The following is a 23187-nucleotide window of genomic DNA, read 5'->3' as shown; positions in this document are numbered from 1 at the left end:
GGACAAGGCCGAGGATGACGACGCGGCTGTGGCCGTACCGGTTTTCCGGGGCCTGGCGAGGCCCCGGAAAACGCCCTCACCTTACTTCAACAGCGCCTGCGCCTCTTCGATGCCCAGCGCAGCCGGTTGCGTGCAGGTGGTCGTGAGGTCCACGAAACGTCCTTCCGCACCCGACTTCAGGATCGAGGTCATGATGTCGACGCCGTGCAGCGTGCGGTCGAGCGAGCAGCGCGCATCGCGGCCCTCGATCAGCGCCATGGCCATGTCGGCAAGGCCGGCCGTGCGGTAGTTGGCGCGCGGGCCGTTCGGGCTTTCCTGGTTGAACTTGCCGAAGGGGTGATCCCAGGCTTCCAGCGCCTTGATGTCCTTGTCGCGGCCGCTGGCCTCTACGACGCCGCCGAAGAAGTTCGGGTCCGGCACGTAGAGCGAACCGTCCGTGCCGTAGAGCTCCATATTGGCATGGCGGTGCGACCAGACATCCCAGCTTGCCGTCAGCGTGATGGTGGCGCCGGAAACGAATTCCAGGAGTGCCTGGATCGTCGTCGGCGTCTTGACCGGGATGATCTCGCCATTGCGCGGTTGGCTGGTGATGGTGCGGGTTTCCGACGCCATCGAAGTCAAGCCGGCAACGCGCTTCACCGGTCCGACCAGGTTGATCAGGTTGGCGATGTAATACGGCCCCATGTCGAGGATCGGGCCGCCGCCCGGCAGGAAGAAGAAGTCCGGGTTCGGGTGCCACATTTCCATGCCCGGGCCCATGACGTAGCAGGCGCCCGACGTGATGCGGCCAATACCGCCGTCATCGACGAATTTGCGCGCAAGCTGATGCGCGCCGCCGAGGAATGTATCGGGCGCGCAGCCAACGGCGAGGCCCTTCTCCTTGGCGATGCGGCGAAGCTCTTCGCCCTGCTCCAGCGAGAGCACCAGCGGCTTTTCCGAATAGACGTGCTTGCCGGCTTCGAGGGCTGCCTTCGACACCGGATAATGCGCATCCGGGATCGTCAGGTTGACGACGACGTCGATCTCGTCATTGGCGAGAAGCTCTTCGATCGTCTGTGCCGTCACGCCATATTCTTCGGCGCGCTGCTTTGCCGCCTGCACGTTGATATCGGCGCAGGCGAGCACCTTCAGCCCCTTGAAGAGCGGTGAAAGCGAGAAATAGGTGGTGGAGATATTGCCGCATCCGATGATGCCGACGCCAAGTTCCTTGGTCATGGTCTGCCTCAGTAGGTCTTGAAGGAAGCGATCGAGCGCGTGATGTTGCGGTCGATATCATTGGGATTGTCGTGCTCGACGACGAAATGCTTGGCCTTGGTCTTGGCCTTGACGACCGGAAGCAGCTTCGCCCAGCCGATCGTGCCATGGCCGACATCGGCCCAGCCGCCTTCGTCCGTGGCTTCGCCAGCCGGTGCGATATCCTTGACATGGACGGCGCTGATACGGTCACCAAGCTTTTCGACCCAGGCATAGGGATCGGCACCGCCGCGAACGACCCAGGCAATATCCGCTTCCCAGGTGATATCAGGCGCGCCTTCGAAGATACGCTCGATCGGCAGCGAACCGTCCGAAAGCTTCACGAATTCGAAGTCGTGATTGTGCCAGCCGAATTCGTAGCCCGCATCCTTGTAGGGCTTGCTCATTGCCTGCAGGCGCTTGCCGAAGGCGAGCCAGCCGGCCGCATCCGTCGGGCGCTGGTCGGGCATCAGGTGCGGCGCATAGATCGAATCCATGCCAAGGATCTTGGCGATCTGCAGCGACTTCTCGACATTGCCATCGAGGAAATCGGGGCTGAAATGGCCGGTCGCCATGACGAGGCCATTCTTGTCGAGATCGGCGCGCAGGCTCTTGAGGCCGGCTTCGTCGAGTTCGGCATAGATGCCGCCGAAACCTTCGACTTCGGCGTAACCGGCCTTGCCGAGCTTTTCGAAGATCGCCGAAAGCGGCGGGAAATTGCGGGCGCTATAGAGCTGATAGCTGAGCTTGGTCATGTCATCCTCCTCGGGCCTCGTGCCCGTTCTCACGTAAGATCAATCTGCCGACTGGCAGGAATGCAGGTCGTAGAAGCGGAATTCCGGCAGCTTGCCCTTTTCGAGCGGCTTTGCCGGGGTGAAGGTGATGCGGCGGCTTTCGCCGGCAGCCAGGTCGAAGGCGTTGTCGGAATATTTGCCGTCAACGTCCGTCTCGATCATCACGAAGAGCGCCAGGCCCTTTGCGGTGACATCGAGGTCGATCGAGCCGTTCTCCTCGAAGAATTCGCGGATGACGGAAAGACCCGCCGGCTCCAGTTCCAGCGCCTTGTAGGTGCCGTTGACATAATGCCCCTCGCCGCCCATGCCGTTGGATGCGGTGAAGTGCCAGGCAAGCAGCGTGCCCTCGGGGATCTCGGACATGTCGAGCGTCGCAGCGGTGCAGGCCGCATCCGGCGCGCACATGGCCTGCACGCTCTTCAGGTGCTTGCGCTCGCCCTTCATCGTCAGGATGGAGATGGAGAGATCGACGCTGACATCTTCGAGCGTGTCATTGACCAGCGAGAAGCGGATCGACTTGCCATCCTCCGAGGGGATCGCGGCCACCGCCACCGGCTGGAAGAAGCGCTTGACGAGATAATGCATCGCCTTCCAGCGCCCGCCGTAATCGAGGCTCGACCAGGAAGCGACCGGCCAGGTGTCGTTGAGCTGCCAGTAGATCGTGCCCATGCAATGGGGCTTCAGCGAGCGCCAGTATTCCACCGCCGTCTTGATCGCCAGACCCTGCTGAATCTGGCTCAAATAAACGAAATTCGGGAAATCCTTCGGGAAGCGGAAGTAGCGGAACATCGTCCCGGCAATGCGCTCGTTGCCGCCGGCATTCTTCTGGTGCAGCTCCATGACGGGCGATGCCACGTTCATGTCCTTGGCGTCGGCATAGGTCTTGATAACCGGCAGCGACGTATAGGACTGGAAGCCGAATTCCGAGCAGAAGCGCGGGCGCACCGAGCGGTAATTGTCGAACGACTTGTTCTCGTGCCAGACCGACCAGTAGTGCATGTCGCCGGAACCATCCGCATGCCAGGCATCGCCGTAATCGAGATAGCCGGAGGCCGGGCTCGAAGGCCACCAGAGGGCGCCAGGCAACGCCTTCTTCACCGCCACTTCGATGGTGCGGTTCAGGCGGTCGTAGGAAACGAGATAGCGGTCACGATCCCTACGGGACTCCTCGAACCAGGTAAGCGCGCCGACGAGCTCGTTATCGCCGCACCAGAGCGCGATCGATGCATGCGAGGAGAGCCGGCGGACCTGATAGTCCACTTCAACGGCAACATTCTCCAGGAAATCCTCGGTCGAGGGATAGAGGTTGCAGGCAAACATGAAGTCCTGCCAGACCATCAGCCCGAGCCGGTCGCAGATATCGTAAAACCAGTCGTGTTCGTAGAAGCCACCGCCCCACACGCGGATCATGTTCATGTTGGCGGCCTTGGCCGACTGTAAGAGATCCTCTGTCTTTTCCTCAGAAGATAGCGAGAAGAGCGCGTCCGCCGGGATCCAGTTGGCGCCGCGGCAGAAGATCTCACGACCGTTGACCTTGAAGGCGAAACGGCTGCCGGCCGCATCCGGCGTGGTGATGAGCTCGATGGTGCGCAGGCCGATCTGCTTCTTCACGCTGTCGGACGGCAGTTCGACGGTCAGCATATAAAGCGCCTGCTCGCCGCTGCCCGAGGGCCACCAGAGGCGCGGATTGTCGATCTGGAAGACATGGTTGACATTCGTCTCGCCGGCATTGACGCCGACATCGAGCCGCACGCGTTCGCCGTCGAGATCGAAATAGAGCTGCGCGATGCCGGGATCCTTGGCAAAAAGCGTCGCCGTGACCTGCAATTCCACCGAGCCATCGGCATTATGCGTCTGGCGGGTCAGCACATGCTCGATGCGCGCAGTCTCCAGCTTCTTCAGCGCAATCGTGCCGTAAAGGCCGAGCGGGGCAATGGCAATGTTCCAGTCCCAGCCGAAATGGCACTGCGCTTTGCGTAGCATGTTGCCGTCAGGGATCGGCGAGTTGCCTGTGCTGTAGGGAATGTAGAAGGGCTGTTGCTTCTGCCGCGCGGCACCGGCAGCGACGTTGGAGGCAAACACGATGCGGATCGTGTTCTCACCCTTTTTCAGCATGCTCGAAACATCCGGCCGGTAGCGGCGGAAGCTGTTATCGGCCTCCAGCGCCAGGAAACCGTTGACGTGAACGCTGGCGACCGTGTCGAGATAGTCGATGTCGAGATACCAGTCGCCTTCGGCGTCAGGAAGCGTGAAGCTGCGCTCCACCACCCACTCGCGCTCGGCGACCCATTGCACCTTTTCCTCGTTTCGGCCGAAATAGGGATCCGGGATCAGTCCCGCGCGGTGCAGCGCCGTGTGCGCGTCGCCCGGCAGCGTGATGACGCTGCGGATCTCGCCATCGGCGGAAGCAAGCTGCCACGAACCCGAAAGTTCGATGTTGAAACCGTTCTTCGGCAAGGATGTCATAGTCTTATCCTGATCGAGCCGCTCCTGGGAGTGCCGGACAAGCCGGACTGCGGCCGAATTTGGCTGGCCAGACGGCCAATTGGAGGATCGGGCGACGACGTTTCCGGCACCGCCCGCAGAACTTTCTAGAGGCGCAACTCGCTTTCGGCATCGAAGACCGAGGCGAGCGCCATGTCGAAGCTGAGCTTCACCTTGCTGCCGACGTTGAAGCGGCGCGCACCGTTGATGCGTACAGACATCGTGTGACCGGCATGTTTCAGCCACAGAAGATTGTCCGCACCCATCGGTTCTTCGATGTCGACGGTGGCATCATGCTCTTCACCGCCGGTATTCTCGTTGACCTTGATGTGCTCGGGGCGAACGCCGAGCACCACCTTGCGGCCGGGCTGCAACTTCGACACGCCGTCATAGGCGGCGAGCGAGAAGTTGACGCCATTGGCGGTAAAGGCGATGCCATCGCCTGATTTCACCAGTTCTCCCTGCAGGAAGTTCATGGACGGCGAACCGATGAAGCCGGCGACGAAGAGATTGCGCGGCCTGTTATAGATCGTCGTCGGATCGTCGAGCTGCTGGATGATGCCGCTCTTCATGATGGCGATACGGTCGGCGAGCGTCAGCGCCTCGATCTGGTCGTGCGTGACGTAGATCATCGTGTTCTTCAGCGACTGGTGCAGGCGCTTGATTTCGACACGCAGTTCCGAGCGCAGCTTGGCGTCGAGGTTCGACAGCGGCTCGTCGAAGAGGAAGACGTCGACATCGCGCACCAGCGCACGGCCGATCGCCACACGCTGGCGCTGACCGCCGGAAAGCTCGGCTGGCTTACGCTTCAGAAGCGGCTGGATCTGCAGGATCTCGGAGGCACGCGCCACGCGCTTGTCGATCTCGGGCTGCGGCACCTTGGCGACGCGAAGGCCGAAGGAGAGGTTCTTTTCGACAGTCATCTGCGGATAAAGCGCATAGGACTGGAACACCATGCCGATGCCGCGGTCCTTCGGCTCTTCCCAGGTGACGTTTTTGCCCTTGATGAAGATCTGCCCTTCCGAGGCGTCGAGCAGCCCGGCAATGCAGTTCAGCAGGGTCGACTTGCCGCAGCCGGAAGATCCGAGCAGCACCAGGAATTCGCCGTCGTTGATGTCGAGGTTCAGATCCTTGAGCACGCTGACCGCACCGAAGTTCAGCGACAAGTCCTTGATGGAAACACTTGCATTCATGTTCATTGGATCAACCCTTCACTGCGCCAGCGGCGATGCCACGGACGAAAAGCCGTCCCGACACGAAATAGACGACGAGCGGCACGAGTCCTGTCAGGATCGTTGCGGCCATGTTGACGTTGTATTCCTTCACGCCCTGGACGGAATTGACGATGTTGTTGAGCTGTACGGTCATCGGATAGGTATCCGGCCGGGTGAAAACCACGCCGAACAGGAAGTCGTTCCAGATGCCGGTCACCTGCAGGATCATCGCGACGACGAAGATCGGCAGCGACATCGGCAGCATGATCTTAAGGAAGATCTGCCAGAAGCCCGCCCCGTCGACACGCGCCGCCTTGAAGAGTTCCTCCGGCAGCGACACGAAGTAGTTGCGGAAGAGCAGCGTCAGGATCGGCATGCCGAAGATCGAATGCACGATGACGAGACCGGTGAGCGACCCGTAGATGCCGATTTCGCGCAGGATGATGACGATCGGATAGATCATGACCTGATAGGGAATGAACGCGCCGATGATGAGGACCGCAAAGAAGAATTCCGATCCCTTGAACCGCCAGTTCGCCAGAGCATAGCCGTTGACCGAGGCAATCGCGATGGAAACGATGACCGAGGGAACGGTGATGCGTACCGAGTTCCAGAAACCGCGAGAAAGACCGTCGCAGTTCAGGCCGGTGCAGGCCGTCGCCCAGGCCTTGACCCAGGGTTCGAAGGTGATTTCCATCGGCGGCGCGAAGATGTTGCCGAGCCGGATTTCCGGCATCCCCTTGAGCGAAGTGACGACCATCACGTAAAGCGGGATCAGGTAGTAGACGGCAGCCACGAAAAGCGTGCCGTAGACGATGATGTTGCGGGCCGAAACCACCGGCCGCGGCTTTGGCCCGGACGGACCGGAAACCGACTTCTTCTCGAAGGGAGTGTCGCCGCCATTGACGGCCTTGAGAGCGATATTGTCAGCCACGTTTGCGCCCTCCGCCAAATTCCAGATATGCCCAGGGAATGATGATGATCGCTACTGTCACCAGCATCATGGTCGAAGCTGCAAAGCCCTGACCGAGATTCTGCGCCTGGAACATGTAGTCGTAGACGTATTTCGCCGGCACTTCCGACGAGATGCCCGGACCGCCGCTGGTCTGGGCGACCACGAGGTCGTAGACCTTGACGATGCCGCTGGCGATGATGACGAGCGTGGTGATGAAGACCGGCCGCATCATCGGAATGATGACAAAGAGATAGGTCCGCCACATCGGAATGCCGTCGACGCGGGCAGCCTTCCAGATATCCTCGTCGATGCCGCGAAGCCCTGCGAGCATCAGGCACATCACAAGGCCGGTGCCCTGCCAGAGGGCAGCGATCAGCACCCCGTAGATGACGATTTCGGACGTATAGAGCGGATCGAAACTGAAGCTCGTCCATCCCAGTGACCGCACGACCGCCTGGACCCCGAATTCCGGATTGAGGATCCACTGCCACACGAGACCGGTGACGATGAAGGACAGCGCGAAAGGATAGAGGAAGATCGTGCGGAACGTGTTCTCGAAACGGATCTTCTGATCCATGAGAGCCGCCAGCATGAAACCGATCACCAGGCTGAAGATCAGCGACAGAATGCCGTAGATCGCCAGATTCTCGATGGACACGACCCAGCGCGGGGCGGCCCAGAGACGCTGATATTGCTCGATGCCGACGAAGTTCAATCGCGGAAGAAGCTTGGAATTGGTGAAGGAATAGACCACCGTCCAGATCGTGCCACCGAGAAAGATGACCATGGCGGTGAGGATCATGGGGATGGAGGCAATCTTGGAATTCAGATTGCGGAACAGTTTAAACGGTCGGCCGGCTTTCGCTTGACCTGTCATTGAGTTTCCTCCTGAAGCACAGTCGCTTCGGTGATCGGGGCTCCATCCGAAAGACGGCCGCCCTTCCCCTCCCTGTCGCAACCGCGATGCGGTCTTGGCGCGACCGCAGCCGGTGTGACGTGCCGTCGCCGAAAGGATCAGAGATCCGGCGGCGCGATCCGGCCCCGCGACATGCAGGACCGGACCTGATGGGCTTGAGGACCGAGGATCAGTCGGCGGCGGCGATGATGTCGGCGAAGCGCTTCTGTGCTGCGTCGGGCGTCATCGTGGTATTGGCGAAGAACTCGGCGAAGAGGTCTTCGATCTGCTTGGTCGTATCGGGCGAAGCGAGCTGATCGGAGCTGGTGACGATATTGCCCTTGGCAAGGATCTCGAGACCCTTCTTCATGCAGTCGTTGGCGGCCGAGATATCGACATCGGCGCGAACCGGCAGCGAGCCCTTCTTCAGGTTGAAGGCAACCTGGGTCTTCGGGTCGAGAAGCGTGGCGGCAAGCACGTCCTGAGCCTTCGCCTTCTCGGCATCCTTCTGGAGCGGGAAGTAGAAGGCGTCACCGCTGGTAGAGATGATCTCGTTCACGCCGAGGCCCGGAAGGCAGGTATAGTCCTTGCCGGCAACCTGCTTGGCGACCTGGAATTCGCCCTGCGCCCAGTCACCCATGATCTGGCCGCCGGCCTTGCCGGTGATGACGAGGTTGGTGGCCTGGTTCCAGTCCTGCACGTTGCTGCCCTTGGACATGCGACGCGCATCGTCGGCAGCCTTGAACACCTTGGCGATCTCAGGGCCGGCTGCCACGGCGGCATCCTTGTCCTTGAAGACCTTCAGGTAGTTGTCCTTGCCGCCGATGGCGATCATCAGAACGTTGAAAGCACCGCTTGCCTGCCAGCCCTGACCGCCGACTGCGAGGGGAACGATGCCGGCCTTTTCCAGAGCCGGAGCGGCAGCGACGAATTCATCCCAGTTCTTCGGAACCGCAACGCCGGCCTTCTGGAAGGCGGCATTCGACAGCCACAGCCACTGCCAGGAGTGGATGTTGACCGGTGCGCAATAGATCTTGCCGTCGATCGTGCAGGAATCGAGCAGGGTCGACGGACGGATGATGTCCTTCCATTTGCCTGCGGTCGCCACATCGGTCAGGTCCTTCATCAGACCAGCCTGGACGAGCTCCTCGGCCTGACGGCCGTGGTTGAACTGGGTCGCACCCATCGGGTCACCGCCGGTAATGCGGCTGATCATGATCGGACGCGCAGTGCTGCCGGAACCGGCGATTGCGCCGTCCACCCAATGGTTGCCGGTGGCATCGAATGCCTTTGCCAGCTCAGCCACGGCGGCAGCTTCACCGCCCGAGGTCCACCAATGGGTGACTTCGAGATCGGTGGCCTTTGCGGCGCCAAACGGAATGGTCACGGAAGCGGCAAGCACGGCCGCCATCATACGGATTTTCATGAGTTCTCCTCCCTCACTGAAACGTTGCCGGAAAAACTTAGAGCAATCGATTTATCCGCGCAACCGCCCGCTCGCAAAATTTTCTGTGAAAGGCACTATTACAGCCTATGAGAGCAATAGCGGGTTCCATCTTTGCTCCGTAAGAAAAGTGTAAGCAAGCGGTCTCGCAATTGCAGCATTGTTATATAGCATTGATTTAACTACTTAATTTTTGATTAATCCGACAATTTCAACCTTTCAGGGTTTCGCATGTGCAAAAAATCACGCGCCGAACATGCGATTCAACCAGAGAGGACCAGCATGCAACGCTGATCGGAAAAAAGGCTCGACATTTCTACTGTATCGTTACAGATTGTCTCGCTCAGGGAGGAGAGCTTTTTCAGCGCCGGCGTACTTACAGCGCAGCAAAAAGCCTCTATAAGGCGAAGCAAATCGCGCGAGGCGGGCCTAAAGGGATGGAAAACAACGGAAATTTTGGCGGAGCGGCATCCGATTCCGTTCAGCGCGAGCGCCCGACACTGAAGACGATCGCCTTCATGACGGGCCTTGGCGTGACGACCGTATCGCGGGCACTGAAAGATGCACCGGATATTGGCGCTGAAACCAAGGAACGGGTGCGCATGGTCGCCCGCCAGCTTGGCTACCAGCCGAACCGTGCCGGCGTGCGCCTGAGAACAGGCAAGACCAACGTCATCGCCCTCGTGCTCAGCATCGACGAGGAGCTCATGGGCTTTTCCAGCCAGATGGTCTTCGGCATTTCCGAAGTGCTGACCGGCACGCCCTACCACATCGTCGTCACCCCGCATTCGCACAGCAAGGACCCCATGCTGCCGGTGCGCTACATCCTCGACACGGGCTCCGCAGATGGCGTCATCATCTCGCGCGTCGAGCCTGATGATCCGCGCGTGCGCCTGCTCGCCGATAGCGGCATGCCCTTCACCACTCACGGCCGCACAGATGCCGGCCTCGTGCACCCCTACCACGATTTCGACAACGAGGCTTACGCCCATCAGGCCGTACAGAAGCTCGTCAACCGCGGCCGCAAGCGCATTGCCCTTCTGCAGCCGCCGAGCAAGCTCACCTATTATACCCATACCCGCATCGGCTTTCAGACCGGCCTGCACGATTACGGCGCCGAGGAAGTGCCGCTGCGCGCCAATATCGACGCCCCGCTCGCCGAGATCCGTGACGCCGTGGAGCAGCTGATGCGCTCCCCCGGCGCCCCTGACGGCATCGTCTCGTCAGCCGGCAGCGCCACCATCGCCGTCAACGCCGGCATCGAAGCAGCCGGCAAACGCCTCGGCCACGACGTCGACCTCGTCTCCAAACAATCCGCCCCGATCCTCAACTGGATTCGCCCGGAGATCATCACCGCCTACGAAGACGTCCGCCACGCCGGTCGCGAGATGGCCAAGCAGGTGATTGCGCGGATCGACGGCGTGGATGCGGAACTGCTGCAGAGTATCACCAAGCCGGAATGGCCTGACGGGGTGTAGGGAAAGCCACAATGCGGTCAGAGGATCTGTCGTGCGCGCCTCACGGTCAGGCTGAGGCTCCGGTGGCATCGGCGAATGGAACGAAGTCGAAGCTCAGCTCGTCGGTGGTAATGACGTCCAGGCATGCGTTGCCGGTAACAAATCGGTAGTGCACGGCGTCGGGCCAGAGATCTCATCCCCGTGCATGGATATTTGGGGTCGATCTCAATTGGAAAGTACCGTGTAACCATTCTGCTTCCACCCTCCCGGCCAAGCACTGCTCGCTGACCGGCCCGTGATCTTCGACTCACGACAAGCCGACGTAAACGAACTGTTTGCTTAACCGGCAACAATAGCCGCAGGAACCCCTGCCCGACCCTTGCAGCAATTTCCCTCTTAATACAACGTACGCTTGCGGAATACCCCGATTTCGACGCTCCAATAAGTTCGTCGGGCGCCTATTCCCTTGAGCTGGACGAGATGGCGACGATCAACGCAGGACGAAATCCATTGATGCTTTTCCTGCTGGCCGTCGCCGGCGTGAGCATCCTGATGACTGGCATATGGGTGGGAGAGCGGTTCATGCCTTCCGCTGCCTTGTCGAAGCTGGAAGTATCGGACTGGTCCCTGCGCGGTGTTGCAGACAGCAGTCAGGATGCCCAGTTGAGCGCCGCACGTCCGGACGGTCGACAGGATAAGCTGCCCTTCATCCGCGCCAAACTTGTGCAGGATGCCATCAAGCAGGGTGACTTTGCCACCGCAACCAGGATTTCAAGCGACACGCTTGCGGCAAGCCGCGCCAAGATATGGACGTTCTATCCTTTCGACGACTTCGTCAAAGCCGTTTCCGACCTCAGCGACCCATCCTTCGAACGCGACCTTTCGGCCTGGGTGGATCACGCTCCACTGGCGCCGCTTCCGCGCCTTGTGCGCGCACAATACTACTACGATCTCGCATGGTATAAGCGCGGCCACAGGTTCAGCACGGAAACCGACAAGCAGTCACAGGCCGCCTTTGCCAGCATCCTGCAAAAGGGTGCCGCCGACGTCAGCCAGGTTCTGAAGCTCGACCCGACCTCGGCCTACGGCCTGTATCTGCAGGTCAACATGCTGCGCGGCTATGGCGCGACATCACGGTTGAGCGACGCGCTCGACCAGGCGATAGCGGTCTATCCGCACTACATGCCTCTATACCAGATCGTCTTGTCGACCCTGCAGCCTAAATGGGGTGGTGACATCGACACGATGTACGCCTTCGTCGACCGCTATGGTGCAAACGCACCTGAAGGTTCGCCACTGAAATTGCTGCACCTGCAGCTGTACCGATATCTGTTCGAAACGGCAGGAACGACTTGTTACGGCAAGCGGGGAGACGCCTATGTTTCCTGCTTTCAGGAGTTCATGAAGCAAACCCTTCGGCCGGGTTTAGAGGCCGACACGGCACAGGCTCTGCAGCAGTTCGGCCAGATGAACCAGTATGAAACCAATGCGGCTGTCGATGACATCCTGTCGGATATGATCTCACAATCGGGCGGAGAGCCCTACTCAGGTCGCTTGCTGCAGATTGCGGCCGATAGCTATGGCACTGATCCGCGTCTCGTGCAGGCGGGCGGCGGAAATCACAATTTTCTTATCGACAAGCTTGTCGCGAGATCCTGGTACTACAAAGGCTTCTACGACAACGCCGTCACCAAGTACAAAGAGGCCTTGTCGCACATAGGGGCCGCTTCGTTCCCAACACCGGAAGAGAAGGACATGGCCGTCGCAGATATCTACGAAACGCTCACCGAGATGTATTCGAAATACCACCGGCCGTCAGAGATGGTCGATGCGGCAAAGGCGGCGCTGGCACTCGACGGCAAGGCCTATAATCGGATCTACCTGTGCTTCGGCAACTATCAGCTCAAACAATATGATGCCGCGCTCGACGAGTGCTCGCAGATTACCGCTGATCCCGAAAGTGGTATCGAGGCACGTTACTGGCGTGGGCTCGTATATCAGGCGATGAAAAACGACGAGAAGGCTATAGACGACCTAACCGAAGTTGCCAACTCGCAAGACGACAGGCGCTCACAGGCAGCGATCGAACTTTCGATGATCTACTTCAACCGAAAGGACAACAAAGGCGCACTCGACCTTCTCAACAGGTATCCCTACCTCTACGATACCAGCGTCACCGCCAAGGACAATGTCGCAGTGAGCTATAACAATCGCTGCTATGCTTATATGGAACTCGGCGAACTGCAGAAGGCGCTGGACGATTGCAACGCCTCACTTGCAAACGGCAGCATCCCCGACGCTTTCAAGAAAAAGGCAGAACTCGTCGCACGTCTCTCCCGATGAGGCTTACCCTACAGGTCTATGCCTATGCCGAAAAATCCGTCTCCAGCAGCCCCATCATTATGTCGTCATGCCATACGCCGTTCACGAAAGCGGCCTCCCGCTCCCTGCCTTCGATCACGAAGCCGCATTTCTCATAGGCCCGGATCGCCCGTGTATTGTACGCAAGCACCCTTATCCCGATCCGATGCAGCCGCAACTCGTTGAAAGCATGGTGCAGGAGGAGGCGAATAGCCTCGCTCCCGAGCCCTTTTCCCAGCAATTGCGGATCGTAGATGCCGATCGCCATGGAGGCGCGGCGATCGATGGCAACGAGCCTGTCCAGCCGGATGTCGCCGATCAGCCGCCCCTGAAATTCGATGATCCAGGCATGCGGATGAACGACGAGGCCCTGGATCCACCGAACGGCACCCTCTCTCGTCAGCGGCGTCACATCATCACGGCCAATGCCGAACATCTCGACGATCTCGGCCGGGTTGCCGAGAGACAGCCGGGCATCCACATCGTCGAAAGACGCCGGCCGCAGCGTGATAGCCTCACCCTTCAAACGAACCATGACCGCAACCAGCATCCGGTTTTCTTTGCCGTCGGCAGTCTAATCGCTATCACGCCGGGCGCAACGGGGCGCATGGCCAAACCCGGAAACACGGCCTACCGCAAACACCGGATAAGCGACAAGCCGGGCACGCCCTCCATGCGCGCAGCCCCTCGCCGCGCCAGATCGCGCAGACGACGCCGAGCACCTCGGCCGTCTCGCCGACCCCCATCCGATAGGCATCGGCCACCGCCACGCCCATATTGATAAAACGAACGGCTGCTAGCGCCCCAGATCGCGCGCCTGTCCCGACGCTCGCAGCTCTTCAAGTGTTTTGCCCAGGCAACTTCCCCCGACTGGTTCGCCAAGCGCCTTGGCGGTGCCGCCCACGGTTATGGTTCCGGCTAGCCTGCTTGGGTTGACATAGGTCGCCACGCCCTTGGAATCCGATCTCGCGAAATAGAAGGCCTGGTGAAGGCCTTTGTATTCGCAGGTTATGACGACAGGAAATTGTTCCAGTGGCTCGGCCGCATGAGCACCCGGCAAGGTCCACCCCGGCAAGCACAGGCCGACAAGTGGGAGAATGAGGGCGATTGCGAGAGATGCCCCCAAATTCATCGCCGTTGATTTAACGCAAGGTACACGGACAGTCGGCAAATCGCTCATTGCAGCAGCACTCCTTTTGGTTGACGGCATCACGTTCGAAAATGGTCGCCTTTCACGGCAGGAAGATTTCAGTTCAGATCGCGGTTCACGACCCCGCGGAAACCGGATCCCTGCGCATCGCCATTCATCGCGCCTCGGCAACCACATCCGGCACCACATGACGTATGGTATGGTCCTCGACGTAATCGCTTGGCCGCTTTTGACGCTTTCCAAGATCCGGCTCGTCGAACTTCACCTTCTCGTACGGGATCGATTTCAGGATGTGCGAGATGCAGTTGATGCGCGCGCGTTTCTTATCGTCCGACGGCACGATCCACCATGGCGCGTGGCGGCTGTCCGTCGCCCGGATCATTTCGTCATAGGCGCGCGAATAATCCCACCACCGCCGATACGACTCTATATCCATGGGGCTGAGTTTCCACTGCCGCAATGGATCCTCGATCCGCCGCTTGAAGCGCTTGTCCTGCTCCTCCTCGCTCACGGTCAGGAAGTATTTCAGCATGATGATGCCGCTTTCGACGATGGAGGCTTCAAAACCGGGAGCCAATTCGAGAAAGCGTCTGGCCTGCTTCTCCGAGCAGAACCCCATCACCCGGTCGACGCCCGGGCGGTTGTACCAGCTGCGGTCGAATATGACGATTTCGCCAGCGGCGGGCAGATGGGCGATATAGCGCTGGATATAGATCTGCGACTTTTCGCGGTCGGTCGGCGCCGGCAGCGCGACCACGCGAAAGACCCGTGGGCTGACGCGCTCGGTAATGCGCTTGATCATCCCGCCCTTGCCGGCAGCATCCCGGCCCTCGAAGATAATGACCACGCGCGCGCCCGATTTCTTCACCCAGGCCTGCAGATGCGCGAGTTCGACCTGAAGCTTGCCGAGCTCCTTCTCATAGTTCCAGGATTTCTTGTTTTTCTTTCCTCCCGCTTGTGCGGGTTCAGTGTGCATTTTGTCCATCACGTCCTCCTTGCCCTGTCAGGGTGCCTCCACGCAGTGATCCTTCATCTGAAACCTCGGCCAAAGGCTGCTCGCCGCCCTGGCGGCCAGCTGCTCGCAGCGCATCTTCCGTGTCATCGAAGAGTTTCTCCGCACCGATGTGGCCGACGACTTCGGCGCGTTCGAGCAGCGCTGTACACTCAGCATTCAGGTGAGCGACGCCGAAGCTTATGCCCCGCGCGGCAAGATCCGCCTGCAGCACATCGAGCGCGGCGGCACCGGTGCTGTCGATATGGGCAATTGCGCTGGCATCCAGGATGAACCAGCGCGTATCCTCAGGCAGGCTCGCAATGACGGCGCGAAGCCGCGTGCGGACATAATCGGCATTGTAAAAGAGCAGATTGCCCTGGACGAGACAGATGGCGATGCCTGGAACGCCTCGAGCCTGTGCAAAGCGCTGCATGTCGTAGAAGCCGTCGCGTCCGGCAATGCGGCCGAGAAGCGTGTCGCGCGGAAACATCGTCTTGTGCAGGAGATAGACGAGCGTTGCCGATATTGCGACGATGACGCCGTTCAGCACGCCGAAGCTGATGGCGCCGAACATGGCGATCAGGGCGAAGACGAATTCCATCCGGCTGATGCGCCATATTTTCCTGAGTTCGGGAACATCGATCAGGCTGATGGCCGCCGCAGCCAGGATCGCCGCCAGAGCCGGGATCGGCAGGATGCGGAGCGCACTATGCAGGAATACCAGCGCAGCCATCAGCGTGATGGCCGAAACGAGCCCTGCGACCTGGGATCTCCCCCCGGTGGAAAGATTGATCGCGGTTCTCGAATCCGACACGCTGACGGGAAACGAGCCGAACAGGCCGGGTGCGATATTGGCTGCACCAAGGCCGATCAGCTCCTGGTTCGCGTCCACTTCCTCCCCGGTGCGCGCCGCAAAGCTGCGGGCGGCAACGATGCCCGCGCCAAAACTGACCAGGAAGACGGCCGCCGAGCCGAGCACGATCCTGTCCATCGGCATCTGAAAGAAGGCGTAGAGGGAGAATGACGGCAGGCCGGTCGGGATATCGCCGACGATGTTGATGCCCGCGCCCTCGAAATTGAAAATGGCCGACAGCAGCACCGAAACGACGACGACGATGACAGGTCCCGGTACCGGCAGGCGTGCCGCTTTGACGATCCACAACAGCGCGAACATGGCAAGGCCGAGCAGCAGGGATGGCCAATGGATCGAGGCGCTCTTGCGAAGGATCTCGGCAACGGGCTGCAGCAGACCCTCTGACTCGATACGCACGCCGGTAAAGCGGCCGATCTGCCCGACAAGGATAGAAATCGAAACACCGGCAAAGAAGCCGACGAGGATGGGACGAGACAGAAAGCTTGCGAGCACGCCGAGCCGCAGCAGCCGAGCCGCGAAATAGAAGGCGCCGACGCCGAGCGCCAGAGCAGACGCAATCACCACAGGATCGACAGGCGCGCCGGCCGGCTGGGCGGCAATGATGGCTGCCATAGCGGCTGCCAGAACCGCCATGGTCGCAGCATCCGGCCCGACCACCAGCAGCCGCGATGGGCCGAACAGCGCATAGGCGATGGGCGCGACGATGCTGGCATAAATCCCGGTTTCCGGCGGCAGGCCTGCGATGGCGGGATAAGCGATTGCGCTCGGCAGGCCGACAGCGGCAATCGACAGGCCTGCCGGAATATCGCTCCGCAGCCAATCCGCGCGGAAGCCGCCGAGTCCCCTGAGTACCGGCACATGAATGTTTGCCATCCTGTCGCCCCTCCGAATTCCTTTCGCAAACCACCCCGCCTCGCTGGAGCGATCATCGGACGCTCTCCCGGCGCCTGCGGCTCGCAGACAGGCTTCCGATGCGCGTCAACGCATCGGAAGCCTGCGGGGCTGCGGATGTCTATAATTTCGGCTTGTCGGATTCCCAGTTGAGAAAGAAGCCGACATCACCCGGCATGCCGCTTGGAAAATTGACGACGACGGCTTTCAGCTTGTAACCCTGCGGACGCCCGTATTTCTCGTAGCGTTCGTAGAATTCCTTGGCCTTTCCCTGTAGCGTTTCCGGCCAGTTATCGGCGCCGTTGTTGATGGCGCGGCCGCTATCGGTGCAGAAGTCGGAGGAGAACTGGTAAACCAGCGCTTCCTTCTTGCCGTCCCTCAGGGCGTTGTCGACCAGGCGACGGACGATCTTGATTTCGTTTTCGGTAACATGCTTGAACATGAAATCATTGACGAGGTCGAAATGACTCTTCTCCTTCGCCTCCGTCGCTCGCGTCGTCTTCTGCTTCATCGCCTCCTGAAGATCGCGCAGATCCTGCGCGCTCGGCGGCATCTCCTCGGAATCAAATTTCCTGTCCGACATCTCACGTCTCCCCTTCCATTGAACGGAAACACGCAACGCCACGCAGATAGTCCTTCATGGAACTGATCAAACGCCGGGAATAACAACGATCTCCTGAACAGTTGCCCGTCTATCCAAGAGGAATTGCCTGAAAAGGACCATTTGCAAGCACTTGATACGGCGATCAACGCTTGATGACACTGCAGCCTAAGCCTGTACGCACTGCAATATAAGCATAATGCCTAATATTAATGCCAATTCAAATCGATGGCAATGAGAATGACGGCTTACACCCCTTCGTCAAAGGATGGAAATATAATAGCTGGATAACAAAAATCCGACGCCATGGCGGATTTTCGTTACTGCCTATTCCGCCTGATTGAACACCGCTTCGATACGATACCCATCGGGGTCGATCACAAATGCGGCGAAGTAGTTCGGCCCGTAGTGCTGTCTCAGCCCCGGTCCGCCATTGTCCATGCCGCCATGTGCAAGCGCCGTTGCATGAAACTCGACCACCGCCTTTCGGTCGGGTGCCGCAAAGGCGAGATGGAAACCGGCACCCGGCGCACCCTGCCCCGCCTCGACCGACTTGATCGCCAGCTTGTCGCCACCACCAGGCAGGCCATAACCGACAGCCTGTCCTGGCTCGCCGGGACGCAAGTCCTCCCACACTCTGATGTAGCCGAGTGCGCCGAGCGCCGCGTCGTAGAACCGCGCGGCTCTCTCGATATCGGCCACTCCGAAGGATGCATGGTGAAGCATGTCGAAAACCTCCCGTTTGCTATTAGCCCTATAACAAAAAGCCCGGCACAAGGGCCGGGCTCCTCATTTCTCTGCGCAAACCTCAGAAGGTCGACGCACCGCTGCCCCAAGGGCCGTGGTGGAAGTCCTTGCCGTCGAGGCGGTCGAAGCCGTGGGCGCCGAAGAAGTCGCGCTGCGCCTGGATGAGGTTCGCAGTGCCGCGGCCCTGGCGGTAGGCGTCGAAATAGCTGAGCGCCGAGGCGAGTGCCGGAACCGGCAGGCCGGCGGCAAGTGCTGCGGTCACGACGCGGCGGAGCGCCGGGATCGATTCCTTGACCATGCCCGAGAAGGCCGGCGTGACGATAAGGTTTGCCGCATCAGGCGCATCGGTAAACGCCTTGGTGATCTCGTCGAGGAACTGCGAGCGGATGATGCAGCCGGCGCGCCAGATACGGGCGATCGTCGGCATCGGCAGCGACCAGTTGAATTCCTTCGAGGCTTCCGCCATGACGGCAAAGCCCTGCGCATAGGCGCCGATCTTGCCGGCAAAGAGCGCCAGCTCCAGATCCTTGTTGAATTCAGGGCCGTAGGCGATCGGGAAAGCAGCACCGAGATCGCCAAAGATCTTTTCGGCGGCGACGCGCTGCTCCTTCATCGACGACAGGCTGCGGGCGGCGACGGCGGCTTCGATGCCGGTTGCGGGAATGCCCATGTTCTGCGCTTCGATTGCAGACCACTTGCCGGTGCCCTTCTGGCCAGCCTTGTCGAGGATCATGTCGACCATCGGCGTCTTGGAGATCGGGTCCGTGGCGGCCAGCACCTTCTCGGAGATTTCGATGAGATAGGAGTTCAGGCGGCCCTTATTCCACTCGCCGAAGATGCCGGAGATTTCCGAAGCACTCTTGCCGAGGCCGTCGCGCAGGATGCCGTAGATTTCGGCGATCATCTGCATGTCGGCATATTCGATGCCGTTATGGATCGTCTTGACGAAATGGCCCGCACCATCATTGCCGAGCCAGGCGACGCAAGGGTCACCATCATACTTGGCGGCAATCGAGGTCAGAACCTTCTCGACGCGCTTCCACGAATCTTCGGTGCCGCCAACCATGATCGACGGGCCGTGGCGGGCACCTTCCTCACCACCCGAAACGCCCATGCCGATGAAGGTCAGGCCGGTATCCTTGAGGCGGTCGAAGCGGGCGACCGTATCGCGGAAGTTGGCGTTGCCGGCATCGATCATGATGTCGTTCTTCTGCAGATGCGGGCGCAGGGCCTCCATCTGCTGGTCGACGGCATCGCCTGCCTTGATCATGATGATGATCGGGCGTGGCGGACGGATCGCCTCGACGAACTCCTCGATCGTCTTGCAGGGAATGATCTGCTTCTTGAGATCGCCGGCGCTCTCGTAGAATTCATCCGTTTTTTCAGGCGTGCGGTTGAAAACCGCGATCTTGTTGCCTTTTTCCGCAATGTTGAGAGCCAGGTTGGAACCCATGACGGCGAGGCCGATCAGTCCGATTTCTGCCTTTTCCACGACAAACCTCCGATGAGTGAAATGGTGCGATGTTGTGGCACTCTCTCGGTCAAACGGCAAGGTCGAAGACCGCGATTCGGGTCGAAAAAAGGCTGTCGGAACAGGCTTTTCGAATGGCCAGGGGAGCACCATATGCATGGGTTCGGGAGGATGAAATGACTACTGCTGCAGCAAGGCAAAGCGATATCAGGCCGCTGCTCGCAAAGAGAGCGGGGCGTTATCGCGAATATGCGCCCTTGCCTGCCCTTGCGCCGCATTTCCGCTGCCTCTGGACGCATGAGATTCAGACCGCAGGCCCGGTTGCCATCGTGCCCGACGGCTATTGCGATCTCCTTTTTGCAGCAGGCCGCCTCTTCGTCGCTGGGCCGGACCGCACCGCCGCCTTCCCGCCGATGATGCCGGGCATGCGCATTATCGGCGCGCGTTTTGCACCGGGCGCTGGTGTCGCCTGGCTGAAGGTGCCGCTGTCGGAGATCACCGGCCTTTCCATTCCCCTCAGCGATCTCGCGCCTGAAAAGGCTGCCCTCCTCGAACAGCACCTGTCCGACCGTCCGGATGGCGCCGCCGCTCTCCCGCTCTTCGCCACCCTGTTGGGTGACCTGGCAAGGGAAGAAGCGGAGCCAGATCCTGAGGCTCGCCTGATCTTTGCCGCTGCAGACCATGGACCGGGCCGTATCGGCGACCTGCAGCAGAGGCTCGACATCGGCGAACGGCAATTGCGCCGCCGCGCCCACCACCATTTCGGCTACGGCATCAAGACGCTGGAACGCGTCCGCCGGTTGCAGCGTTTCATGGCCTTGTGCCGCGCAAGTGAGACCCCGTCCCTTGCCGCTCTCGCCCTCGACGCCGGCTTTTCCGATCAGGCTCATATGACCCGAGAGATCGGCGAACTGACGACACTGACACCATCAGCCATGCTCGCTCAATTGACGACCCGCTGACCGTTTTGTTCAAGACGGCCCGGGCCGGCCTGCTAGTCTGGCGCAAAGCAAAAGGACAGACCGATGAACACAATGCCCGCCCGCATCGTCCACATCACGATCAAAAGAGACTGGCGCGATGTCTATGATTTCGCCGGCAGGCCGGAGAACATGCCGCTCTGGGCCTCCGGCCTTGCGAGCGGCCTGGAACCCGATGGCGAAGACTGGCTCGCCCACGGTCCGCTCGGCAGCATCCGCGTGAGCTTCGTGCCGCCGAACGAATTCGGCGTCATCGACCATACTGTCACGATCGAATCCGGCCTGCGCGTCTATAACGCGCTGCGCATCGTGCCGAATGGCGATGGCTGCGAGGTGATGTTCACGCTGTTGCGCCTGCCGGGCATGACCGACGAACAATTCGCCGCCGATGCCGCCCATATCCAGAAGGATCTGGCGGCTCTGAAATCGATGATGGAGAAATAAGATGGCCAGCAACGACGCTCAAAATGACCGCCGCATCGACTATGTCGAGTTTAACGTTGCCGATATTGGTGCGGCAAAAGCCTTCTACGGCACGGCCTTCGGCTGGCGCTTCACCGATTACGGGGAGAACTACTGCGAGTTCGACGACGGAAGGCTGAAAGGCGGCTTCACCAATCTCAGCCCGGTGCGTGCCGCAGGCGGCCCGCTCGTCATCCTCTATGCCGAAAAGCTGGAAGATGCGCTCGCGAGCGTCGAAAAGGCCGGCGGCACCATTGCAAAACCGATCACGCCCTTCCCCGGCGGCCGGCGCTTCCATTTTATCGACAAGGACGGCTACGAACTCGCCGTCTGGAGTAAAGACTGAAATCAGGCGTCCGCAGCGCGGAGATTCTGAATGGTGATGAGCGCCCCGATCACCTTCTTCGCCGCGTCGTGCAGCGGCACCATCCGGCAGCGATTGTGCCGCTCATCCCTCGCGTAGGTGTAATCCGCCGGCACGCCATCGAAGCAGGCGTCGAGCTTTTCCTTCACCTCGCTGGCAAAGCGCTCCTCGCCGATGAACTCGACGATATGGCGACCGATGAGCTGCATGGCATTCTTGCCAAGGTGAGCGCAGTTGACGGGATTGGAATAGAGGTAGCGGTAATCCTTCGTCAGTACCGCCACGCGGTCCGGCAGCGTCTGCAGGATCGCCGCGTTGAGGAATTGGCCGTTATCGGTGTCGGGAATATAGGCGGGCGGCGGCCTGAGCTTCATGTCCGCCGGCAGCGGCACGCGCCAGTCCGGCGCATGCGCGCCGAAATAGCGGTCGAGCAGATAGGAGAGCACGGCGGCATATTGCGTCACGAAAGCCCCGTCGTCGGCATCCTGCGCGATGAGGTAACTTACAAACTGAAGTTGCATATAAACTTCGATAAGACTGGACGCCCTGCATGCGAGGATCGCCTCGACAAGCGGCTGGATATCACGGTCGAGCGCCTCCACGCGCCCATCATCCCCTAGCCTTATCGCTTCCTCGATCTGCGCGCAGCGCAAGGAAAAGGCCCTGAACAACTCAAGCAAGATACCCCCAATATCCATTTCCTGAGAAACGTTCCGAACACCGGTCGAGGCCTATGCTTAATGAAAGATTACGCCCTGCGGTAGGTGCTTTGCGCGCCCTAGTAGAGACGCGTAACATGAACCGTACTCAGTTTCAACTGACGCAAACCTCTCGCTTTTCACCGATTACAAATCAGGAGCAAAATCTTACAGGCAGATTCTTACAGACTGACGGAACGCTTGATATCCCAGCGGTCGTGGTACCACAGCCATTGGGCCGGGTATTCGCGCACCCAGCTCTCCACCTTGTCGTTCATCATCTGTGCCGTGGCGGGAAGGTCCAGATTGCCCTTCTCGTCGCGCGGCATCTCCATCTTCGGCTCGATTTCCAGCCGATAGCGACCGCCCGGCAGACGGATGCAGCGGGCGGGATAGACCTCGCAATTGAACTGGCGCACCAGCTTCGGCAGGAGCGGATTGGTCTTGGTCTCAAGCCCGAAGAACGTCGTCTTCAACCCGCGGCTGAATTTCTGGTCGACGAGCACGCCAACGCCCTGCCCTGCTTCCAGCTGACGGGCAAGCGTAAAGGAAGAGCCGGCATGCGACGGCACGAGCTTGCCCATGCGGCCACTGCGGAAATCGAAGACCTTCTGCGCCACATAAGGATTGTTCGGCGGGCGGAAGAGCACGGTCACGCTGAGACCGAAGGCATTGCCCGCGACCGGCAAAAGCTCGAAATTGCCGGTATGGCCGGTAAAGACGATGAAGGGACGCGGATTATCGCGCAGCTCCAGGAAGATCGGAATGCCTGAGACTTCCACCCTGCCCGGCTTGTCGCTCGTGGGATCGAAATCGAAGAGCTGGTCGAGGAAGACATATTCGGCCGCAAGCCGGCCCATATTGCCCCAGCTTTCCAGCGCGATCGCCTCGAGCTCCGCATCGCTCTTTTCCGGAAAGGCCCGGCGCAGATTATAGAGCATCAGCTTGTGGCGCTTCAAGCGCTTGCCGATCTGGCGCGTCATCCAGTCGGCAAAGCGCATGGCGCCATCGGCCGGAAAAAGCTTCAGGAAGTTCAGGAAGCCGAACATCAGCTGCGCCACCAGCCATTGCTGGAAACGCCTGAGCGCCAGAACGATCCTGGTGATGAAAAGCTTCAC

Annotated in this window: 21 protein-coding genes; 5 read left to right on the top strand and 16 right to left on the bottom strand. The window is 60.2% G+C overall.

Features of this window, described 5'->3' with window-relative positions; genetic code table 11:
• Window positions 1-81 precede the first annotated feature (81 nt).
• The 7 genes from H4W29_RS17635 to H4W29_RS17605 form a co-directional block, all read right to left on the bottom strand.
• Window positions 82-1215 (bottom strand): Gfo/Idh/MocA family protein, encoded by a 1134-nt coding sequence (locus H4W29_RS17635; RefSeq protein WP_192730051.1) that lies wholly within the window; start codon window positions 1213-1215, stop codon window positions 82-84.
• Window positions 1216-1223: 8 nt separating this feature from the next.
• On the bottom strand, window positions 1224-1988 hold the full coding sequence (locus H4W29_RS17630) for a sugar phosphate isomerase/epimerase family protein (protein WP_192730050.1): 765 nt from the start codon (window positions 1986-1988) through the stop codon (window positions 1224-1226).
• A 39-nt stretch (window positions 1989-2027) separates the two neighbouring features.
• The gene (locus H4W29_RS17625; protein WP_192730049.1) at window positions 2028-4493 is read right to left on the bottom strand and encodes a beta-mannosidase; all 2466 of its coding nucleotides are present in this window, start codon (window positions 4491-4493) and stop codon (window positions 2028-2030) included.
• Window positions 4494-4618: 125 nt separating this feature from the next.
• A complete protein-coding gene (locus H4W29_RS17620) occupies window positions 4619-5710 on the bottom strand; it encodes an ABC transporter ATP-binding protein (protein WP_192730048.1) in 1092 nt (363 codons plus the stop codon).
• A 4-nt stretch (window positions 5711-5714) separates the two neighbouring features.
• The gene (locus H4W29_RS17615; protein ID WP_312872319.1) at window positions 5715-6647 is read right to left on the bottom strand and encodes a carbohydrate ABC transporter permease; all 933 of its coding nucleotides are present in this window, start codon (window positions 6645-6647) and stop codon (window positions 5715-5717) included.
• Between the two features lie 4 nt (window positions 6648-6651).
• Entirely contained in the window at window positions 6652-7557 is a 906-nt protein-coding gene (locus H4W29_RS17610) for a carbohydrate ABC transporter permease (protein ID WP_192730046.1), read from the bottom strand.
• A gap of 208 nt (window positions 7558-7765) precedes the next feature.
• Window positions 7766-9001, bottom strand: coding sequence for an ABC transporter substrate-binding protein (locus H4W29_RS17605; RefSeq protein ID WP_192730045.1), 1236 nt, complete (start codon window positions 8999-9001; stop codon window positions 7766-7768).
• A gap of 455 nt (window positions 9002-9456) precedes the next feature.
• Here H4W29_RS17605 and H4W29_RS17600 point away from each other — a divergent pair, with 455 nt between their 5' ends.
• Both H4W29_RS17600 and H4W29_RS17595 read left to right on the top strand, forming a co-directional pair.
• Window positions 9457-10497 (top strand): LacI family transcriptional regulator, encoded by a 1041-nt coding sequence (locus H4W29_RS17600; protein ID WP_192730044.1) that lies wholly within the window; start codon window positions 9457-9459, stop codon window positions 10495-10497.
• A gap of 492 nt (window positions 10498-10989) precedes the next feature.
• Window positions 10990-12819, top strand: coding sequence for a tetratricopeptide repeat protein (locus H4W29_RS17595; protein ID WP_192730043.1), 1830 nt, complete (start codon window positions 10990-10992; stop codon window positions 12817-12819).
• 22 nt (window positions 12820-12841) lie between these two features.
• Here the strand turns inward: H4W29_RS17595 and H4W29_RS17590 are convergent, their stop codons facing one another.
• The 7 genes from H4W29_RS17590 to gnd all read right to left on the bottom strand — a co-directional run bounded on the left by H4W29_RS17590 (window position 12842) and on the right by gnd (window position 19586).
• Window positions 12842-13372 carry a GNAT family N-acetyltransferase gene (locus tag H4W29_RS17590; RefSeq protein ID WP_192730766.1) on the bottom strand — a complete coding sequence of 177 codons (531 nt, stop codon included), beginning with the start codon at window positions 13370-13372 and terminating at the stop codon, window positions 12842-12844.
• A gap of 261 nt (window positions 13373-13633) precedes the next feature.
• The gene (locus H4W29_RS17585) at window positions 13634-14017 is read right to left on the bottom strand and encodes a hypothetical protein (protein ID WP_376776570.1); all 384 of its coding nucleotides are present in this window, start codon (window positions 14015-14017) and stop codon (window positions 13634-13636) included.
• Window positions 14018-14141: 124 nt separating this feature from the next.
• On the bottom strand, window positions 14142-14972 hold the full coding sequence (gene ppk2, locus H4W29_RS17580; protein ID WP_192730042.1) for a polyphosphate kinase 2: 831 nt from the start codon (window positions 14970-14972) through the stop codon (window positions 14142-14144).
• Complete coding sequence (locus tag H4W29_RS17575; protein WP_192730041.1) at window positions 14953-16728, bottom strand: SulP family inorganic anion transporter; 1776 nt, start codon at window positions 16726-16728, stop codon at window positions 14953-14955. The genes ppk2 and H4W29_RS17575 overlap by 20 nt, the downstream gene beginning before the upstream one ends.
• A 139-nt stretch (window positions 16729-16867) precedes the next feature.
• On the bottom strand, window positions 16868-17329 hold the full coding sequence (locus H4W29_RS17570) for a histidine kinase (RefSeq protein WP_192730040.1): 462 nt from the start codon (window positions 17327-17329) through the stop codon (window positions 16868-16870).
• A gap of 345 nt (window positions 17330-17674) precedes the next feature.
• Complete coding sequence (locus H4W29_RS17565; protein WP_192730039.1) at window positions 17675-18073, bottom strand: VOC family protein; 399 nt, start codon at window positions 18071-18073, stop codon at window positions 17675-17677.
• Window positions 18074-18155: 82 nt separating this feature from the next.
• Complete coding sequence (gene gnd / locus H4W29_RS17560; protein WP_192730038.1) at window positions 18156-19586, bottom strand: NADP-dependent phosphogluconate dehydrogenase; 1431 nt, start codon at window positions 19584-19586, stop codon at window positions 18156-18158.
• 155 nt (window positions 19587-19741) lie between these two features.
• Here gnd and H4W29_RS17555 point away from each other — a divergent pair, with 155 nt between their 5' ends.
• The 3 genes from H4W29_RS17555 (at window position 19742) to H4W29_RS17545 (ending at window position 21353) form a co-directional block, all read left to right on the top strand.
• On the top strand, window positions 19742-20527 hold the full coding sequence (locus H4W29_RS17555; protein WP_192730037.1) for a helix-turn-helix domain-containing protein: 786 nt from the start codon (window positions 19742-19744) through the stop codon (window positions 20525-20527).
• 63 nt (window positions 20528-20590) lie between these two features.
• Window positions 20591-20989 (top strand): SRPBCC family protein, encoded by a 399-nt coding sequence (locus H4W29_RS17550; RefSeq protein ID WP_192730036.1) that lies wholly within the window; start codon window positions 20591-20593, stop codon window positions 20987-20989.
• 1 nt (window position 20990) lies between these two features.
• Window positions 20991-21353, top strand: coding sequence for a VOC family protein (locus tag H4W29_RS17545; protein ID WP_192730035.1), 363 nt, complete (start codon window positions 20991-20993; stop codon window positions 21351-21353).
• Window positions 21354-21355: 2 nt separating this feature from the next.
• Here H4W29_RS17545 and H4W29_RS17540 read toward each other — a convergent pair whose 3' ends face one another.
• Complete coding sequence (locus H4W29_RS17540; protein WP_192730034.1) at window positions 21356-22051, bottom strand: PAS domain-containing protein; 696 nt, start codon at window positions 22049-22051, stop codon at window positions 21356-21358.
• A gap of 200 nt (window positions 22052-22251) precedes the next feature.
• Window positions 22252-23187: a lipid A biosynthesis lauroyl acyltransferase gene (locus tag H4W29_RS17535; protein WP_192730033.1), complete on the bottom strand. Its 936-nt coding sequence runs from the start codon at window positions 23185-23187 to the stop codon at window positions 22252-22254.

Origin of the sequence: Rhizobium viscosum (assembly GCF_014873945.1) — a bacterium.
In the GTDB taxonomy this organism is placed as follows: domain Bacteria; phylum Pseudomonadota; class Alphaproteobacteria; order Rhizobiales; family Rhizobiaceae; genus Rhizobium; species Rhizobium viscosum.
The sequence above is the reverse complement of the archived record's forward strand: the minus strand, read 5'-3'. Positions and strand labels throughout refer to the sequence as shown.

What these genes read in the sequence shown, in the direction of transcription:
- H4W29_RS17635 (WP_192730051.1), bottom strand. Translation starts at nt 1,215, where the DNA reads ATGACCAAGGAACTTGGCGTCGGCATCATCGGATGCGGCAATATCTCC.
- H4W29_RS17630 (WP_192730050.1), bottom strand. Translation starts at nt 1,988, where the DNA reads ATGACCAAGCTCAGCTATCAGCTCTATAGCGCCCGCAATTTCCCGCCG.
- H4W29_RS17625 (WP_192730049.1), bottom strand. Translation starts at nt 4,493, where the DNA reads ATGACATCCTTGCCGAAGAACGGTTTCAACATCGAACTTTCGGGTTCG.
- H4W29_RS17620 (WP_192730048.1), bottom strand. Translation starts at nt 5,710, where the DNA reads ATGAACATGAATGCAAGTGTTTCCATCAAGGACTTGTCGCTGAACTTC.
- H4W29_RS17610 (WP_192730046.1), bottom strand. Translation starts at nt 7,557, where the DNA reads ATGACAGGTCAAGCGAAAGCCGGCCGACCGTTTAAACTGTTCCGCAAT.
- H4W29_RS17605 (WP_192730045.1), bottom strand. Translation starts at nt 9,001, where the DNA reads ATGAAAATCCGTATGATGGCGGCCGTGCTTGCCGCTTCCGTGACCATT.
- H4W29_RS17600 (WP_192730044.1), top strand. Translation starts at nt 9,457, where the DNA reads ATGGAAAACAACGGAAATTTTGGCGGAGCGGCATCCGATTCCGTTCAG.
- H4W29_RS17595 (WP_192730043.1), top strand. Translation starts at nt 10,990, where the DNA reads ATGCTTTTCCTGCTGGCCGTCGCCGGCGTGAGCATCCTGATGACTGGC.
- H4W29_RS17590 (WP_192730766.1), bottom strand. Translation starts at nt 13,372, where the DNA reads ATGGTTCGTTTGAAGGGTGAGGCTATCACGCTGCGGCCGGCGTCTTTC.
- H4W29_RS17585 (WP_376776570.1), bottom strand. Translation starts at nt 14,017, where the DNA reads ATGAGCGATTTGCCGACTGTCCGTGTACCTTGCGTTAAATCAACGGCG.
- ppk2 (WP_192730042.1), bottom strand. Translation starts at nt 14,972, where the DNA reads ATGGACAAAATGCACACTGAACCCGCACAAGCGGGAGGAAAGAAAAAC.
- H4W29_RS17575 (WP_192730041.1), bottom strand. Translation starts at nt 16,728, where the DNA reads ATGGCAAACATTCATGTGCCGGTACTCAGGGGACTCGGCGGCTTCCGC.
- H4W29_RS17570 (WP_192730040.1), bottom strand. Translation starts at nt 17,329, where the DNA reads ATGTCGGACAGGAAATTTGATTCCGAGGAGATGCCGCCGAGCGCGCAG.
- H4W29_RS17565 (WP_192730039.1), bottom strand. Translation starts at nt 18,073, where the DNA reads ATGCTTCACCATGCATCCTTCGGAGTGGCCGATATCGAGAGAGCCGCG.
- H4W29_RS17555 (WP_192730037.1), top strand. Translation starts at nt 19,742, where the DNA reads ATGACTACTGCTGCAGCAAGGCAAAGCGATATCAGGCCGCTGCTCGCA.
- H4W29_RS17550 (WP_192730036.1), top strand. Translation starts at nt 20,591, where the DNA reads ATGAACACAATGCCCGCCCGCATCGTCCACATCACGATCAAAAGAGAC.
- H4W29_RS17545 (WP_192730035.1), top strand. Translation starts at nt 20,991, where the DNA reads ATGGCCAGCAACGACGCTCAAAATGACCGCCGCATCGACTATGTCGAG.